Here is a 16267-nt window from a genome sequence, read left to right as displayed (position 1 = left end):
GGAGCCGGAGATGGAACTCGCCTGGTACGCCCTGCTCGGCCTCTTCTTCGCCGGCTACCTGGTGCTCGGCGGTTACGACTACGGCGTCGGCCTGCTGCTCGCCCGGGGTGTCGACGCGTCGCGCCGACGCGCCGCCCTCAACGCGGTCGGGCCGTTCTTCCTCGGCAACGAGGTGTGGCTGGTGGCTGCCGTCGGCATCCTGTTCGGCGCGTTCCCGGTGCTGGAGGGGGAACTGCTCGCCGGCAGCTACCCGGCGGTGCTCGCCGCGCTTGTCGGGGTGATCCTGGTGACCGCCGGCGTGCAGCTACGCAGTCGCCCGGAGGGCGAACGGGCCCGTGGCGCATGGGACCGGGTGATCGTCATCGGCAGCCTGCTCGCCGCGCTCGGCTGGGGCGTGATGCTCGCCGGGCTGCTCCAGGGCGTACCGCTGCGAGCCGACGGACACGTCGCCGGGGTGACGCACCTGTTCACCCCGTTCGCCGCCGCCACCGGGCTGGCCGTGCTGGCACTCACCGTGGCACACGGTGCGACCTTTCTCACGCTCCGGATGCCCGTCGCCGAGAGTGACCAGCTCCGGCCCTTGGCTCGCCGCCTGCTCGTCACCGCGGCCGTCGCGGTCAGCGCAGCCGCCGTCGTCGGGCTGTCCGCCGACCGGGTACGCGCCACCGCACAGCGTCCTGCGGTCGGCGTGCTACTAGCGGTGTTGCTGGTGGCGGCCCTGCTGGCGGCACGGGTGGCGCTCGGGCGTCGACGACCAGGTGTCGCCTTCGTCGCCACCGCGACGGCACTCGCACTGCCGGTGCTGCTGGTCGGTGCGACCCTCTGGCCGTACGTGCTGGTGTCGACCCTGGAACCGAACGCGTCGCTGACGGTGACCGACGCGGCCGCGAGCGGGCCGACCCTGCGTCTGCTGGGCTGGCTGGCGGTGCCGCTACTGCCGGCCCTACTAGGCTTCCAGGCGATGTGTTGGTGGATTTTTCGGGGACGGACCGACGGCAGGGCACCGGTGTACTGGTGAACCGCCGCCCCTTCGACCCGCGGCTGGTGCGTCGGGTTCCTGCGGCCCGACGCGACCTCGTCCTGCTCACGCTGCTCGGGGTGCTCGCCGCCGGGCTGGTCGTGGCGCAGGCCACCGCCTTGGCCGGGCTGCTGGCCACGGCCTTCACCGGGCGGCTGGACCGGGCCGCGTTGACCGGCCTGCTGGTCGCCGTCGCGGCTCGCTCGCTGGTGGTCTGGGCACAGGGCGCGGTGTCCGCGCGGTTGGCCGCCACGGTCAAGGCGGCGCTGCGGGCCGACCTGCTGGGTGCGGTCGCCCGGCACGGGCCCGGCTGGGTCGCCGGCCAGCGGGCCGGGCAGTTGGCCACGCTCGCCGGTCGGGGTCTGGACGCGCTCGACGCGTACTTCACCGGATACCTGCCGCAGCTCGTGCTCAGCATCACCGTGCCGGTCGCGGTGCTGGGTCGGGTCCTCTTCGCCGACTGGAGTTCGGCGGTGATCATCGCGTTGACGCTGCCGCTCATCCCGATCTTCGGGGCGCTGCTCGGTTGGCAGGCCCAGGCCGCCACCGAACGCCAGTGGCGGCGCTTGTCCCTCCTCGGCGGGCATTTCCTGGACATGGTTGCCGGCCTGCCCACGCTGCGCGCGTTCGGTCGGGCCCGGGCGCAGACCGACGCGGTACGACGGATGGCCGACGGTCACCGGATCGCCACCATGAAGACGCTGCGGATCGCCTTCCTCTCCGCGCTGGTGCTGGAACTCGTCGCCACCCTGTCGGTCGCGCTGGTCGCCGTCCCGGTCGGCATCCGGCTGCTCGACGGCGGGCTGGCGTTGCAGACCGCGCTGCTGGTGCTGTTGCTGACGCCGGAGGCGTACCTGCCGTTGCGGGCGGCCGGCAGCCGGTTCCACGCCAGCATGGAAGGACTCACCGCGCTGGACGAGGCGCTCACCCTCTCCGGCTCGGCACCCCCGGCACCGACGGGTCATGCGGGCGCGCGACCGGACGGGCGCGCTGAGATCCGCTTCGAGTCGGTGACGGTTGAGTACGAGCGCACCACCGCGCTGCGGGACGTGTCGCTGACCATCCGACCCGGCGAACGCATCGCCATCATCGGGCCCAGTGGCGCCGGGAAGAGCACCCTGCTCAACCTGCTCCTCGGCCTCGTGAGCCCGACCGAGGGCCGGGTCACCGTCGGCGGTGTCGACCTGGCCGACGCCGACCTGGAATCCTGGCGACGTCAGGTGGCGTGGGTGCCACAGCGGGCCCACCTGTTCGCCGCGTCGCTGGCCGACAACATCCGGCTCGGCGCTCCCGACACCCCACCTCCCGCTCTCGCTGCCGCCGTCCACGCCGCCGCGCTGGACGAGGTGGTCGACGCCCTGCCCGACGGCCTGGACACTCTGCTCGGCGAGCGGGGGCACGGCCTGTCCAGCGGGCAACGGCAGCGAGTGGCGCTGGCCCGGGCGTTCCTGCGGGACGCGCCGGTGGTCCTGCTCGACGAGCCGACCGCGCGTCTCGACGCCGCCGCCGAGGCGGCGGTGCTGTCGGCCACCCGGCAACTGGTCGCCGACCGTACCGCGCTGCTGGTGGCGCACCGGCCCGCACTGCTGGCCGACGTCGACCGCATCCTGCGGGTCGAGGACGGGCGGGTCACCGAACTGGCTCCGGTACCCGTCGGGGAGCGCCGATGAGGGCACCCGAGTTGGTCGTGTTGCGGTTGGCTCGGCCGTACCTGACCCGCCTGATCGGTGCCGGTCTGCTCGCCTCGGCCACCGAGTTCGCCGGGCTGGCCCTGATGGCGACCGCGACCTGGCTGCTGATGACCGCCGCCGGTCAGCCCCCGCTGGACCGGCTCACCGTGGCGATCGTGGCGGTACGGGCGTTGGCGGTGGGCCGGGGCGTGCTGCGTTACACCGAACGCCTGGCCGGGCACGACGCCGTGCTGCGCCTGGTCACCGACGTTCGGGCCCGGGTCTTCGACACCCTGGCGGCTCGACGCGGCAACCCGCCACGCAGCGGGGACGCGCTGAGCCGACTGGTCTCCGATGTGGAGGCGGTACAGGATCTGCTGCTGCGGGTGGTCGTGCCGGCGGCAGCGGCCGGGCTGGTCAGCGTACTTGCCGTCGGGCTGACCGTGCTGGTCTCGCTGCCGGCCGCGCTCGCGCTCGCCGTCGGGCTGCTGGTGGCCGCCGTGGCCCTGCCGGCGCTGGCGATCGCGCTGACCCGACGGGCCGGCGCGGAGGTGGCACCACTGCGCGGTGCGTTCGCCGCCGACGCGATCGATCTCACTCATGGCGCGGCCGACCTGACCGCCTTCGGTGCCGCCTCGGACGCGCTGGCCGCCGCCGGTCGGCGGGCCCGCCGGCTGGCCCGGCTGGAGCGGCGACTCGCGGCACTCGGCTTCGCGGTGGACGCGGCCGGAGTGCTGGTGGCCGGCCTCACCGCCGGCACGGTGGTGTTCGTGGCCCTCCGCGCCGGGGTGGACGGGGTGCTGATCGGTGTCCTGGCCGTCGGCACACTGGCCGCCGTGGAGATCGCGCTCGCGCTGGTGGGGGCCGCCCGGCAATGGACCGGTCTGCGGTCCGGCCTGACGCGGGTCGCCCAGCTCCTGGCACCCGACGACGTCGGCTCCGAGACCGCCCGGGCCGCCGCCGACGCTGACACCGCCGGCCCGACCGGGACGGCACCGACGGTCCGGTTCGAGGGGGTGACCGTTCGGTACCGGATCGGTGTGCCCGCCGCGCTCGACGGGTTCGACCTTGAGCTGCCGCCCGGACGTCGGGTCGCCGTCGTCGGCCCGAGCGGCGCGGGCAAGAGCTCCTTGGCCGCCGTCCTGACCGGCGCGGTGGCGCCCACCGCCGGCCGGGTCACCCTGGACGGGCGGGACGTGTCGGCGTACCCGCCCCAGGAACTGCCCCGGCTGGTCGGCGGGCTGCTCGCCGAGGCGTACGTCTTCCACGCCACCGTCCGGGACAACATGCTGCTCGGCCGTCCGGGGGCGGACGAGGACGCGCTGTTCACCGCCGCCACCGCAGCCGGGTTGGCCGACTGGGTCCGGGCTCAGCCGGACGGCTGGGACACGGTCGTCGGCGAGGAGGGCGGACAGCTCTCCGGCGGTCAACGGCAGCGACTCGCTCTGGCCCGCGCCCTGCTGGCCGCGCCGGGCGTACTGGTGCTCGACGAGCCCACCGAGGGTCTCGACCCGGTCGCCGCCGACCAGGTACTGACCAGCGCGCTGGCCGCGACCCGGGCCGGGCACTCGGTGCTGCTGATCACCCACCGGCTCAACGGCCTTGCCGAAGTCGACGAGATCGTGGTGTTGGACGCCGGCCGGGTCGTGCAGCGGGGCGGGCACGCGGCGCTCGTGGCGACGCCCGGCTGGTACCGGGATCAGTGGATGGTGCAGCAGGCCGCCGAGCACGGCTACCTGGCGGTGTCGGGCTGAAGCCTCGGGGGCGTCTCCGGGATGCCCCGGAGGCCGGGAACCGAGCCGGCATGGCAGGGTTGGGGCCATGCCGGTCAGGGACGACGTGTTGGTCGAGGAGCACCTGCGGCAGCTCGCCGATCGACTCCGTGGGCCGCGCCGGCTGCGGGACGATCTGATGACCGAGGCGCGGCACGGGCTGCTCGACGCTGTCGAGGCGTACCGGGACAGTGGCCTGTCGTCGGGTGAGGCGTCGCGGCAGGCGGTCGCCGAATTCGGTACGCCGGATGAGCTGGCCCCGGCCTACCAGGCCGAACTCGCGGTGGCCGCGCTGCGCGGGCTGTCCCTGCGGGTGGTCGCCTTCGCCACGATCGCCGCGATCGCCGGTGACCTGACCTGGCACGGTTCGAGCTGGAGCACCGGCCCGCGACCGCCCTCCGGCTACCTGCTGCTGTCCCAGTCGGTGGAGTGGCTCTGGGTCGGGGCGTTCCTGCTCGGCCTGGCCGGCCTCGTGCTGGTCACGGCCACCGCCCGCTCGGCGTACCCCACCCTGACCACCCTGGCGCGTGGCGTTGGTGTCGCGCTGACCGGGACCGCCCTGCTGGGCGCGGTGGCCGGGGTCGGATTGTTCTCCTGGTCGATCCTGCTGTGGGACGCGGCCCTGACCTGGCCGCCGATGATCATCGGGATGGTCGTCGGCGCCACCGCCCATGTCTGGCTCGGCAGCGCCGCCCGCACCTGGCTGCTGGCCACCCGATGACGGTCAGCCCGCCGTGACGGTCGTGGTGCCCGGATCCAGGAAGCGGCCGACCGTCGACCTGAACTCACGCCACCCCGACCGCTGGTCGGCCAGCGCCCGCCGACCGGCGTCGGTGAGCTCGTAGGTCCGCCGCTCCCGCCCGTTGACGGTGCTCCACGCGCTGACCACGTGGCCGGCCCGCTCCAGTCGCCGCAGCGCCGGATAGACGGTTCCGGTGGGTAGGTCGAGGCGACCGTCGCTGCGTACCCGCAGGGCCTCGATGATGGCGTAGCCGTGCAGGGCCCCCCGCTCCAGCACCGCCAGGAGCAGGGCGTCGAGGTGTCCGTGCAGCGCCTGGGCGTTCATGCGTAGACACGCTACTGGTTATCCGCGTGGTGGGCCACCGGGGTGCGGCCAGCGGTTACCCAGCGCAGCCAACTAGGGTATGTGCCCAGAGTCACTCACCGGCATCAGCGCCGTGGGTGGTAGCCCGACGCACACGGAGGTCACCGTGGCCCGCCAGTCGCCCCAACGGCCGGACGCCGACGAGCCCGAGCTCGATGACACGACCGGCACCAGCGAGCCGGACGTCGCCGAGCCGGCCGACTCCGCGCCCGACGTCGCCGCGGTGGAGACCGCGAACCGCGAGCTCTGGGACAAGCTGCGGATCGACCCGGTGGAAATCGCGCTGCCGTCCGGCACCGGCTTCACCCTGCGGGCGTACCGGCCGGCCCGGGAACTGACCCCGACCGACGTGGCCGAGCGCGACGCGGACGACCCCTTCCTCGCCCGCCGGCAGGCCGACACGGTCGGGGACGGCGACGACGACGAGGACGACGTGGTCATCCTCGACGAGGACGTCGCCCGGGAGTTCGCCGAGAGCGAGGACGAGGAAAAGCGGGCTCAGCGCGGCGACGCCACCGGGGACGGGGACGCCACCGAGGACGGGAAGGACGAGGCCGAGGAGCCCGCCGTCGACGAGGCGGGCGACGAGGAGGTGCCGATCTTCCTGACCCACCGGGGGCGACTGCTGCTGTTCAAGACGCCGGAGTCCCTGGTCAGCTTCGTCCGTTCCGGGGCGCCCAACGACCTGTCTCAGCTGGACAGTTGGAATGCACTGTCCGAACGGGTGGAACCCGCCGACATCGCGCCGCTGGAGGATGACGTCTACGAGCTCGACCTCGTCGTGGAGAACCTCCGCGGCGGGCATGACACCTGGGACCCGACGCTGCTCATCGAGGCCGGCGAGGTGGCCCGCGACCTGGCGTACGCCCTGCGGTTGCCGGCGGTGCTGCACATGCTCTCCGCAGGCTCCAGTCTCGACGACCTTGACGAGGCGCTCCGTGCGTCGATCGGCGGCGGCATCGGCGCCTTCATGGGACGGCGTAGGCTGAAGAAAATTGGGGCACAAACCGCAAGTCTGGGTTGGCGGACCATTGTCGGGAAGATCTCTGCGGTCGTGGACTGGCGCGACTGACCCGCACCAGGGAGCATCAGTCTCTGGCAGAGAAAGCCCTGTGTCCCGGGAGGAGGACGACGCCGTGGCGCTCGTGCGCGTGTACTGCGGTCTGACCTCGGCGGACCCGGCCGACCGACCGGTCTCGGCCGGATCGGCGCTGACGTCCGCTGTGGTCGACGACGCAGGCCGTCTGCTGCATGTCTGCGAGATCGGCGACGATCCGACGGGCTACGCCCGGCTGGTCACGCTGCTCGTGGAACGCTCAGGCGGGCCGAGCGGTGCGGCGATAGCCGCCGACAGCGACGACCACACCATCACCTCCCTGCTCAGCGCCGCCGGTCGTCCGCTGGCGATCGCCGACGACGACTCGGTTGACGACTTCGCCGAACGGTTCGCTGACGACGACTCGCTGGAGGAGATGCAGTCACCGCCGGCTGTGCGGCGCGCGATCGGTCTGGCCCGGTCGCTGCAGGCCGGCGCCCTGTCGGCGGTGACCCTGCCCGCCCCCCGTGACCTCGCCGGTTACAAGCAGATTCTCGCCGCACACGCCGCGCTGGCCAGCGGCCGGCATTCCGCCGCGGTCGCGCTGCGCGAGGTGCTCCGGGAGCTCTACCCGGCCGCGTTGCGCGCCTATCCCGACCCCGCCGAGCCGATCCCGCTGGCCGTGCTGGACGCACTTCCCGAGCCGGGCATGCTGACCGACGCGGCCAGCCGTGCCCGCGACGCCGCAGTCACCGCCGACGCCGTGACCGCCCAACTCGCCGCCGAGGGGGCCGGTGACGCTGAGGCGATCGACGAGGCGGTCACCGCGCTGCGCGTGGCCATCTCCGAGACACCCCGGCGGGCCACGGTCAACCGGGCCCTCACCTCCGCCGCCGCGGAGACCATCCGGCAGGCGGTGGCCTCGGTGCGAGCCTGTGACGCCGGCTGCGACGCGCTCGTCGGCGCCCTGCGTGCCCGCACCGCCGGGCCGGTGCAGGCGACCGGTCGGCGAGCCGCCGCACGACGCGGCGAACAGGTCGGCGAACTGTCGGCGAGCACCCCCAACACCGCATCCGGCCTGCGGTCGGTGCGCCCCAACGGACCCGAGCCGGCCGGGGGTGGCCGCCGCAGCCGGCCGGAGCCGGTGCCGGGCACTGCCCAGCCGCCTTCGCCGCGCCCGCTCGGGCCACCACCGGTGGCGCCCGCGCCGGTCGCTCCGCCGCCGGTCGCGCCCGCGCCGGTGACTCCGGCCGCCGTTGCCGGCCCACCCGCCCTGCCGTCCCGGACCGGGTCACCCTCCCGTGGGGAGGGTCCGAGCAACCGACCGATCTCCTCGCCGCCACCGCCGCCGCCCGGGATCACCCCGATCGCACCGACGCAGCGCGGGAACATCCCGCCCGCCGAGGCCGGTGAGCCGTTCCGGCCGACCCTGACCACCGCGGCGATCAACAACGCGCGAGCGGAGCGCCAACGCACCGTCATCCCGCCCCGGCCGAAAACCAACGGTGGACCATCGGCGCCGACCGGCGGTTTCAGCGCCACCGACCTCAGCGTCCCGGTACCGGCCTCCCGCCCCGAGGATGAGAAGACCGCTCCCCCGGGCTCCCGCTCGAACTGGCCGTTGGTCAACAACCCGGAGAACCCGGCGGACAGCTCGGCCCGTAATCCCGTCGTCGGCTCGTACGACGACCGGGGTCGGCGCAGCGCACCCGAGACGCCCACCGACCACAGCGCCGAACGCCGGGTCACCCCGCCGTGGCTCGCTGACGATCTGCCGCCGGAGCCGCCCGTGCTGCGGCTGGTCGAGCCGCCACCGCTGGCCGACCGGGCGCTACGCCACGGGGCTGCGCCGCCACCGGAGACACCGCCGCTACGGCTCGTCGATCGGGACAGCCCGGAACGCGGTAACCGGGGATCCGAGCGCTTGGAGCTTTCGCCGGCCCGCCGTGCACCCGAGCCGCCGATCGAGCACCGGCCACCGCCGGTCTCCGACGAGGGCGACGGCGATCTGCTGATCTTCGCGCAGGCCCGCTCCGCCTGGTTCGTGGGACACGGCGAAGAGGCTGACCTGGACTGGTCCACCACGGCCGACAGCGGATGGCAGGCCGCCGAGCAGGCGGCCCGTCCCGCGGTGGGCGACGAAACCAACGCCGGGCTACCCAAGCGCGTACCGCAGGCCAACCTGGTGCCTGGTTCGCCGTTGCGCGAGGAGCGCCCGCTGCGGATCGTGCGAGACGCGGCCAGCCTGGCCGAGAACACCACCGGTTACTTCCGCGGCTGGCGTCGCGGGCAGGAGATCGGCGGTTTCGCGGTCGGCGGGCGGCCCGGACGGGAGTCCGCCGGAGGCTGGGACTTCACCCGCGACACCGGCGACCGCGACGACGATCGGGAGTACGAGTACCGCTCCGCCGGCTACCGCTCCTGACCTGAGAGGCACCGTCGGCAGAGCGACCTTGCCGACGGTCTCATCGGGCCTTTCACCTGCGTGTTTCTGCCCACACCCGGATAATTTGACGCCGGGTCGGCAGGGCCGGGAGCATACCCGCGGAACATCCGGCGGCAGGTCGCCGGGCGGGAAGGCGACTCATGGCGACACCGGTAACCGGCCCATCCGTGATCACTCGACGCGGCGTACTGGCCGCAGCGGCGGGCTCGCTTCTGCTGAGCGCCTGCGGGCGTGACCGCGAGCGGGAGAACGCCGTCGCCCGACCCACCCCCGGTCACGAGCTGGTCGTCGGTGCCACGCTGGAGCTGAGTGGCCCCGGCGCGGCACTGGGAGTGCTCCAGGAGCGGGCGCTGGCCATCAGCGTGGCCGCCCTCAACGAGAAGGGCGTGGCGGTCGGCAACCTGCGCCGCACGGTACGGGTGGAGGTGCTGGACAACCGCAGCGATCCCCGGCTGGCCGCCCGGCAGGCGACCGAACTGGGCCAGCGGGACGACGTGCACGCCCTGCTCGGGGCCACCCTGGCGGAAACCTCGATGTCGGTCATCGGGGTGGCGCAGAAGCTTCGGGTGCCGTTCGTGTCGCTGGCGTTCGGTGACCCCATCGCCGTGCCGCTGGCCCAGCGGGCCTTCATCTACAAGGTCACCCCGGACGCTGGAGACGTGGCCCGGCGGCTCGCCCAGCTGATCAGAGGCGAAGGGCTGCGCCGGGTGGTGCTGCTGGCCGAAGACGGGCTGCACGGCGACTCGGGCGTACGGGCCATGCGGGGCGCGTTGCGCACCGCGGACGTGGGTCTGGCCCGCACCCTACGGCTACCCGCCGACAAGGCTGGCGTCTCCCGCGCCGCTGAACAGGCCGTCGCGGCCCGCGCGGACGGTGTGGTGGTCTGGGCCACCGCACCCAACTCCGGTGCCGCTGCGCGGGCGCTACGCGCTGCCGGACATGACGGTGAGTTGTTCTTCGACGCCGGAGCGGTGGCCGACGAGACCCTCGACGGCCGCAACCTCCCCGCCGTCGAGGGTTCCTTCGCGGTCCACCCGTCCTCACTGGGCGGCTCCACGATCGCCAACAGCAGCGCCGCCGGCCGTGCCTACCGCGACCTCGTCTCGGCGTACATTCGCGCGCACGGCACCTACCGTGGCTTCGCCCCGTACGCCTCGGACGCGCTGCTGCTGATCAGCACGGCGGCCCGGTTGGCCGACAGTGTGGACCGCGGACGGCTTCGGGCGTACCTGCAGAACCAGGTCACCGATGGGCTGGCCGGGATGTACTCGTTCACGCCCATCCGGCACAGCGGGATGGACCGCCACTCCCTCGGGGTGTACCGGGTCGACGGCGGTGCCTGGAACCGGCTCAGCTGACGGCGGTGGACGCCCGGCACCGCCCACCAGGTCTGCTCAGGGCACCAACCAGCGCCCGGTGACGGCGGTGGCCGCCACCGGGCGCTGGTGCCGATCGTCAGGCGGGTGCGACGGCCCGGGAGCGACGCATCGTGAGCACGTACTCGACCAGCGAGATCAGCACGTGCTTCGTCGACTCCCGGTTCCGGGCGTCGCAGGCCACCACCGGCACGTCGCTGGAAATCGCGAGCGCCTCCCGAACGTCCTGCGGGTCGTGGTACTGCATCCCGTCGAAGCAGTTGATGGCAACCAGGTACGGCAGCCGCCGGTGCTCGAAGAAGTCGATCGCCGCGAAGCAGTCGGCCAGCCGGCGGGTATCCACCAGCACGACCGCGCCGATCGCGCCCCGCACCAGCTCATCCCACATGAACCAGAAACGGGTCTGACCCGGCGTACCGAACAGGTACAGGATCAGGTCGCGATCTATCGAGATACGGCCGAAGTCCATGGCCACCGTGGTCGTCGTCTTGCCCGGCACCTGCCGGGTGTCGTCGACGCCGACTCCGGCGGAGGTCATGATGGCCTCGGTGGTCAGCGGCGTGATCTCCGAGACCGAGCCGACCAGCGTCGTCTTGCCGACGCCGAATCCACCGGCGATAACGATCTTCGCCGACGTCACGCGCCCGCTCGGGGCCGGCGGCCGGTGCGACATGTCAGAGCCTGCGAAGTCCACTCAGCACCCTCTCCAGCAGTTCAGTGCCCACCGCGTCGTCCGAGTCGTCCAGGATGGTCGGCTCGTGGACCGCGACCAGGCCGTCCGTCGCCATGTCGGCGATGAGCACCCGGGCCACGCCGAGCGGAAGCTGCATCCGCGCCGCGATCTCCGCGAGCGACTGCACGCGTCCGTCACACAGCGCGGCGATGTACTGGTGCTCACGGCCTTGACCACCATTGCCAGTGGCAGCGGCCCGACCGCGCACCGTCGTCTCGACGAGCGCCTCAAGGGCGATGTCGAGGCGGGGACGGGTACGACCGCGGGTCACGGCGTATGGACGTACCAGCGCACCGGTCGGCTCGTCACGATCAACCATATTGCCGCTCACCTCCTTCGCACCCAACACCGGCTCGCACCGGCATTACCCGTCGTATGCAATGTTGCCGTCCCGCCTGCCCCCACCGGCTGGCGCGACGATCAGCCCATCATCCCCACAGCCGTGCGCGGCTGTGGGGTAAGGGCATCGCCCACCCGGTCAACGAGCAGGGCCATTTCGTAACCGACCTGTCCCACGTCGCAACTACGTGCGGCGAGTACCGCGAACGACGAGCCGTCGGAAATCGACATCAGGAACAGGAAGCCATTGTCCATCTCGACCACGGTTTGCAGCACGGCGCCTCCTTCGAAGCAACGGGCCGCGCCCTGGGTCAGGCTGACCAGGCCGGAGGCGATCGCCGCCAGCTGGTCCGCCCGGTCCCGCGGAAGGTCTCGTGACGACGCCAGGAGCAGGCCGTCCGCGGAGACGGCGACCGCGTGTGCGACACCGGGTACCCGATCGGCGAAGTTGGCCAGCAGCCAACCGAGATCCTGCGTACTAGTCATCCTTCTTGCTCCTTCTGCCCGCTCCCGGCCACCGGGCCAGAGCCAGACTGCGAGGATTGCTGCCCGCCCGGAGTTCCCTCCGAGCCGGTCGGGTTGCTGTCCGAGGGGTGACTACGTCCCCGCTGGACACCCCGGTGGTAGGCGGAGAGCAGACCGCGTACCGATTCCGGGTTTCGGCGCTGCACGGAGGTGGTGGGCTTCTCCACCGCCCCCGGCACGAGCTGTGCCATCGGCGTACGCTTCGGCAGCCCGGTCTCGGTGGTGCCCGCCGCCGGCGCCTGGCTGGCGGCGCTGGCCGCCCGCCAACCGTCGTCGGCCGCAGTCCGCCAGATGCTCTCCTGTGGTGTCGGGCGGTGCGTGGGCGCGCTGTCGGCAGCGCCGGGACGGGGCCCGCCGCTCGCTGCCGCGCCGTTCCCGCCGGACGCGCCCGCCCCCGTCGGAGTCTGTGCCATTGGTGCGTTACCTGTCGTCCCGGTCGGGGTCTGCTGGGCCTGCCGCTCACCGACGTCGACCGTGGAGAGCTGCTGGGTCGTCGCAGCGGCCGTAGCCGGCTGACGCGCACCGGCCGACTCCTCCGGGCCAGGACGACGGGTACGGAACCACGCCGACTCCAGCTCCCGGAAGATCGGCAGCTCCATCGTCTCATCGGCGTACCGCTGCCGGTTCTGGGCCTGCGGCGTCGTGGGTGCAGCCGGCTGTCGCTGCGCCGGTGCCGGCCTGGCGGCCGGGGTCTGGTGCTGCACCCGAGGCAGTTCGGTGGTCATGTCCAGGGCGGCGGCCAGCCGCTCGGGCACGGGCGGGGCTGCGGGCTCCCCGGCCACCGGCGGCCATGCCGGAGGTGCCGAGGCCGCGGCGGCACTGGGTGCCGCCGAGACGGGCCGCTGCGGCAGCGGTCCGCCGGGCGGCGTCGAGACGGGCGAGGCCGACACGGGGTGACCGGAGACCGGGGCCGCCGAGACCGGCGGAGCCGAGTACGGCGTACCGGAGACCGGGGGCGACGACACCGGAGGCACCGGCGGAGCCGACACTGCCGGCGGGGCGTACGGCCCGGCCTCGGGGCTGCTCGGCAGCTGACGCGGGATGGCCGGCGGCTGGCCGCCCGACTCGTCGGTGGAGCGGCGGTGCGGCAGCGGGTCGATCGGGTGACCGTTCGAGGTGAGCGGCGCGAAGCCGTTGCCATTGCCGTTACCACCGGTGGCGCCGCTGGCACCGGTCAGGTCCGACCAGGCGGGCAGGTTACCTCCGCTGCCCACGGTGGACGGCGTGCCGGCACCGTTGCGGCTGGCCGGGTCGAAGGGCCGACCGCCAAGGGTCACCTGGTTGCCCGAACCGCCCGGGGTGTGCGCGGCGGGATGGGCCGGCGGGTGTGCGCCGTTGCCGAGCGCGGCCAGCGCACCGAACGCCGGGGTCGGCCCGGACGGAGGGTTGGCTGCCGGCGGCAGTGCGGCGGGCTGCTGCCCGCGACCGGAGAGCGCCCGAGGCACCAGCACGGTGGGCGGCAACGTGACCTCGGCGACGGTGCCCCGATCGCTGCCGGGCCGCAGCTCGACCTTGACGGCGTGCCGGGAGGCCAGGCGGGCGACCACGACGAGACCCATCATCCGGGAGACGGCGACGTCCACCTGCGGTGGCGTGGCAAGCCGCTCGTTCAGCTCGGCCAGTTGCTCACCGCTGATGCCGATGCCGCGGTCCTCCACGTACAGCGAGGCACGATCGCCGACCCGGCGGGCTTCGACCAGCACCTGCGAGTCCGGCGGCGAGAAGGCGGTCGCGTTGTCGAACAGCTCGGCGACGAGGTGGACGAGGTCGTTGACCGCGTGCGCGGCGACCTCGATGTCCCGGTCGATCACCCCGAACTCGATCCGGGTGTAGTGCTCGACCTCGGACTGGGCGGCCCGCAGCACGTCGATGAGTGCGGCCGGCTCGCGCTGCACGCGGGTCGAGTCGGCACCGGCGAGAACCAGCAGGTTTTCGTCGTTGCGGCGCATCCGGGTGGCGAGGTGGTCCAGCTGGAACAGCTCCGCCAGCCGGTCCGGGTCCTCCTCGCCTCGCTCCAGCCGGTCCAGGTGGCCGATCAACCGGTCGACCAGGATCTGGGACCGGCGGGCCAGGTTGACGAACATCGTCGCGACCGACGACCGCAGCGCGGCCTGCTCGGCAGCGGTGCGGACCGCTTCCAGGTGGACCGCGTTGAACGCCTCGGTCACCTGACCGAACTCGTCCTTGCTGCGTACCGGCAGTGGCTCGGCGATCTGGTTGGCGAGTTGCACCGGCGAGAGCTGCCCGGTGACCTGCGGGTCACGCAGTCGAGCCACGGCCTGGGGCAGCCCGTACTGGGCGATGGAGAGCGCACCCTGACGCAGCTCACGCAGCGAGCGGGCCATCGAACGGGCCACCAGGAACGCCAGCAGGATGGCCAGCAGCAGCATGGTGAGCAGCAGGCCGGTCTCCAGGAACACCGTGCGCTGCACCTCGGAGCGGAGTTCGCCGGCCTGGTCCGCCACGTCGGAGTCGAACTTCGTCTCGACCGAGCGGATCAGCTTGCCGTTGGCGACCAGCGCGTCGTCCCACTGTTGCGGGGTGAACGAGATGCCGGCGAGGTTCTGGGAGTTGTCGGCGTTGACCTGACTGATGTAGATCGTCGCCTGCCGACGGTCACCGCCGCCGATGGTCTGGGCGTGGAACTCCGCCTCCGCCTCGGTCGCCACCGCGTCGAAGCTCTGCTGCGCCTGTTGCTGACCGGTCTCGCTGGAGATGTAGTCGGTCCGCAGAGTCGAGCTCATGCCGCCCGAGATCAACGCCCGGTGCACGACCACCCGGCGGACGGAGAGCCATTCCTTCTCCCGGGCCACTGCGGCGGCGGCCCGCATGCGGTCGCTCAGATCGTTGTCACCGGCCAGCTGGCTGGCCGAGTCCCGGATGGTGAGGAGCTGGTTGATCAGCTCGTCGTAGGACTGGAGCGCGTCGGTGATCCGGAACTTTCCGTTGAGCACCTGACTGCGGGCACCCGGCAGGTCGGCGAGGCGCTCGTCGATCTGGGCGAGCAGGCTCTGCAGGCTGACGGGCAGGTCGGTGAGGTCCGACCGTTGCCGCGAGTAAGGGGCCTTGGCCTGGTCGACGCCGGACGAGACCTCGTTGTAGCGGGTGGAGGCGGTTTCCTTCTGCTCGGCGCTGCTCCGCTGCGGATCCAGACCGAGCAGCAGCACGGCGGCGGTCCGCTCGTCCTGAAGCCCATCGACCAGCGCACCGGAGTGACCAATGAGTTCCGCGAGGTCGCCGGCCCGGTTGGCGTCGTTGAGCTCGTCCAGGTGGTCGACCAGACCGCTGGTACCCACGACGACCGTGGCGATGGTCGGCACGATCATGATGAGACCGAGCTTGGACCAGATCGGCATGTCGCGGAGCCGACCTGCCGGCCGGCGTAGACGCGACAGGAAGGAACCCGCCGTCTTCGGCCGTTTGCTCACGTCACCGCCCTCGTGATTGCAGGGTCTGCGTTGCCCCCGGACAACGCCCAGCAGCCGACCCGGCGGGTCGGACCATCCGAGATTCCATCACGCCGCCACGGAAAGAGAAAGCCCAGGTTGGCCCCAGCCGGAGGTGTGATGAGATGTTGATGCAATTTGATCGCGGTCCGTCTGTTCGGAGTTACTCGAAGTAATGATTCCCCCGCACCGAGTCGTCCTCTTGGCCGGCCCCTCCGGCTCCGGAAAGTCGTACATAGCGCGGCAAACCGGGCTGCCAGTGCTCTGTTTGGACGATTTCTATAAGGACGGCGATGACCCAACGTTACCGAGACGGAACGGTCAGATCGATTGGGAGTCGCCCGATTCGTGGGACGCCGAGGCAGCGGTGGAGGTGATTGACCAATTGGTCAGACACGGCCGGGCGGAGGTGCCGGTGTATGCCATCAACAAGGATCGACGGGTAGCCACTCGGCGCTTCGAGCTGGCCAGTTCGCCACTCTTCGTGGCCGAAGGGATCTTTGCCGCCGAGATCGTCGAGGAGTGCCGGCGTCGGGGGCTCCTCGCCGGGGCGTACGCCCTGCGTCGGCCGCGTAGTGCCACCTTCCTCCGCCGGCTGGTCCGGGACCTCGCCGAGCAACGCAAGGCTCCACGGGTGCTGCTGCGACGGAGCATGGCACTGCTGCGCGCCGAGCCGGCCGTGCTGCGTCGGCAGACCGGGCTCGGCGCGGAGGCCGCCCGTGGTCGGGACGTGCTGCGCCGGGTGGCCGGTCTGCTCGCCGCCGGCCATCCGCCGAGGACCGGTTGACCGCCGGCCGCGCG

At 72.6% G+C, this 16267-nt stretch carries 12 protein-coding genes and 1 pseudogene; 8 read left to right on the top strand and 5 right to left on the bottom strand.

From position 1 onward, the window contains the following. Positions 1-10: 10 nt before the first annotated feature. The 4 genes and pseudogenes from cydB (at position 11) to Vlu01_RS00780 (ending at position 5181) form a co-directional block, all read left to right on the top strand. The gene (cydB, locus tag Vlu01_RS00795; protein WP_203991001.1) at positions 11-1018 is read left to right on the top strand and encodes a cytochrome d ubiquinol oxidase subunit II; all 1008 of its coding nucleotides are present in this window, start codon (positions 11-13) and stop codon (positions 1016-1018) included. Then, complete coding sequence (gene cydD, locus Vlu01_RS00790; RefSeq protein WP_203990998.1) at positions 1015-2688, top strand: thiol reductant ABC exporter subunit CydD; 1674 nt, start codon at positions 1015-1017, stop codon at positions 2686-2688. The genes cydB and cydD overlap by 4 nt, the downstream gene beginning before the upstream one ends. Positions 2689-2696: 8 nt before the next feature. Then, positions 2697-4442 (top strand): annotated as a pseudogene (gene cydC, locus Vlu01_RS00785) (thiol reductant ABC exporter subunit CydC); the annotation flags it as partial. A 67-nt stretch (positions 4443-4509) separates the two neighbouring features. Further along, positions 4510-5181 carry a permease prefix domain 1-containing protein gene (locus Vlu01_RS00780; protein WP_203990965.1) on the top strand — a complete coding sequence of 224 codons (672 nt, stop codon included), beginning with the start codon at positions 4510-4512 and terminating at the stop codon, positions 5179-5181. Between the two features lie 3 nt (positions 5182-5184). Here the strand turns inward: Vlu01_RS00780 and Vlu01_RS00775 are convergent, their stop codons facing one another. Beyond that, positions 5185-5526, bottom strand: a complete 342-nt coding sequence (locus tag Vlu01_RS00775) for a PadR family transcriptional regulator (protein WP_203990954.1) — start codon at positions 5524-5526, stop codon at positions 5185-5187. A gap of 79 nt (positions 5527-5605) precedes the next feature. Between Vlu01_RS00775 and Vlu01_RS00770 the strand changes: the two genes are divergently transcribed. The 3 genes from Vlu01_RS00770 (at position 5606) to Vlu01_RS00760 (ending at position 10405) form a co-directional block, all read left to right on the top strand. After that, positions 5606-6637: a SatS C-terminal domain-containing protein gene (locus tag Vlu01_RS00770; protein ID WP_203990952.1), complete on the top strand. Its 1032-nt coding sequence runs from the start codon at positions 5606-5608 to the stop codon at positions 6635-6637. A 40-nt stretch (positions 6638-6677) separates the two neighbouring features. Further along, positions 6678-9026, top strand: coding sequence for a transposase (locus tag Vlu01_RS00765; protein ID WP_203990949.1), 2349 nt, complete (start codon positions 6678-6680; stop codon positions 9024-9026). A gap of 161 nt (positions 9027-9187) precedes the next feature. Beyond that, positions 9188-10405, top strand: coding sequence for an ABC transporter substrate-binding protein (locus tag Vlu01_RS00760; protein WP_203990946.1), 1218 nt, complete (start codon positions 9188-9190; stop codon positions 10403-10405). Between the two features lie 97 nt (positions 10406-10502). On the opposite strand, the gene Vlu01_RS00755 is transcribed toward Vlu01_RS00760, so the two are convergent. The 4 genes from Vlu01_RS00755 to Vlu01_RS00740 form a co-directional block, all read right to left on the bottom strand. Next, a complete protein-coding gene (locus Vlu01_RS00755) occupies positions 10503-11096 on the bottom strand; it encodes a GTP-binding protein (RefSeq protein ID WP_155215169.1) in 594 nt (197 codons plus the stop codon). A gap of 1 nt (position 11097) precedes the next feature. Continuing rightward, the gene (locus Vlu01_RS00750; RefSeq protein ID WP_111216750.1) at positions 11098-11475 is read right to left on the bottom strand and encodes a DUF742 domain-containing protein; all 378 of its coding nucleotides are present in this window, start codon (positions 11473-11475) and stop codon (positions 11098-11100) included. A 101-nt stretch (positions 11476-11576) separates the two neighbouring features. Next, entirely contained in the window at positions 11577-11981 is a 405-nt protein-coding gene (locus Vlu01_RS00745; RefSeq protein ID WP_013731521.1) for a roadblock/LC7 domain-containing protein, read from the bottom strand. Then, on the bottom strand, positions 11978-15448 hold the full coding sequence (locus tag Vlu01_RS00740) for a sensor histidine kinase (RefSeq protein ID WP_203990942.1): 3471 nt from the start codon (positions 15446-15448) through the stop codon (positions 11978-11980). Before Vlu01_RS00740 ends, Vlu01_RS00745 begins: the two co-directional genes overlap by 4 nt. A gap of 433 nt (positions 15449-15881) precedes the next feature. On the opposite strand from Vlu01_RS00740, the gene Vlu01_RS27390 reads away from it, so the two are divergent. Then, positions 15882-16253, top strand: a complete 372-nt coding sequence (locus tag Vlu01_RS27390) for a hypothetical protein (RefSeq protein WP_239095611.1) — start codon at positions 15882-15884, stop codon at positions 16251-16253. The last annotated feature ends 14 nt before the right edge of the window (positions 16254-16267 follow it).

The organism is Micromonospora lutea (assembly GCF_016863535.1).
GTDB classification, from domain to species: Bacteria; Actinomycetota; Actinomycetes; order Mycobacteriales; family Micromonosporaceae; genus Micromonospora; species Micromonospora lutea.
This window is presented reverse-complemented; position numbering and strand designations above follow the sequence as displayed.

Coding starts and splice junctions, on each gene's coding strand:
- cydB (WP_203991001.1), top strand. CDS start 11: ATGGAACTCGCCTGGTACGCCCTGCTCGGCCTCTTCTTCGCCGGCTAC.
- Vlu01_RS00780 (WP_203990965.1), top strand. CDS start 4,510: ATGCCGGTCAGGGACGACGTGTTGGTCGAGGAGCACCTGCGGCAGCTC.
- Vlu01_RS00775 (WP_203990954.1), bottom strand. CDS start 5,526: ATGAACGCCCAGGCGCTGCACGGACACCTCGACGCCCTGCTCCTGGCG.
- Vlu01_RS00770 (WP_203990952.1), top strand. CDS start 5,606: ATGTGCCCAGAGTCACTCACCGGCATCAGCGCCGTGGGTGGTAGCCCG.
- Vlu01_RS00760 (WP_203990946.1), top strand. CDS start 9,188: ATGGCGACACCGGTAACCGGCCCATCCGTGATCACTCGACGCGGCGTA.
- Vlu01_RS00755 (WP_155215169.1), bottom strand. CDS start 11,096: ATGTCGCACCGGCCGCCGGCCCCGAGCGGGCGCGTGACGTCGGCGAAG.
- Vlu01_RS00750 (WP_111216750.1), bottom strand. CDS start 11,475: ATGGTTGATCGTGACGAGCCGACCGGTGCGCTGGTACGTCCATACGCC.
- Vlu01_RS00745 (WP_013731521.1), bottom strand. CDS start 11,981: ATGACTAGTACGCAGGATCTCGGTTGGCTGCTGGCCAACTTCGCCGAT.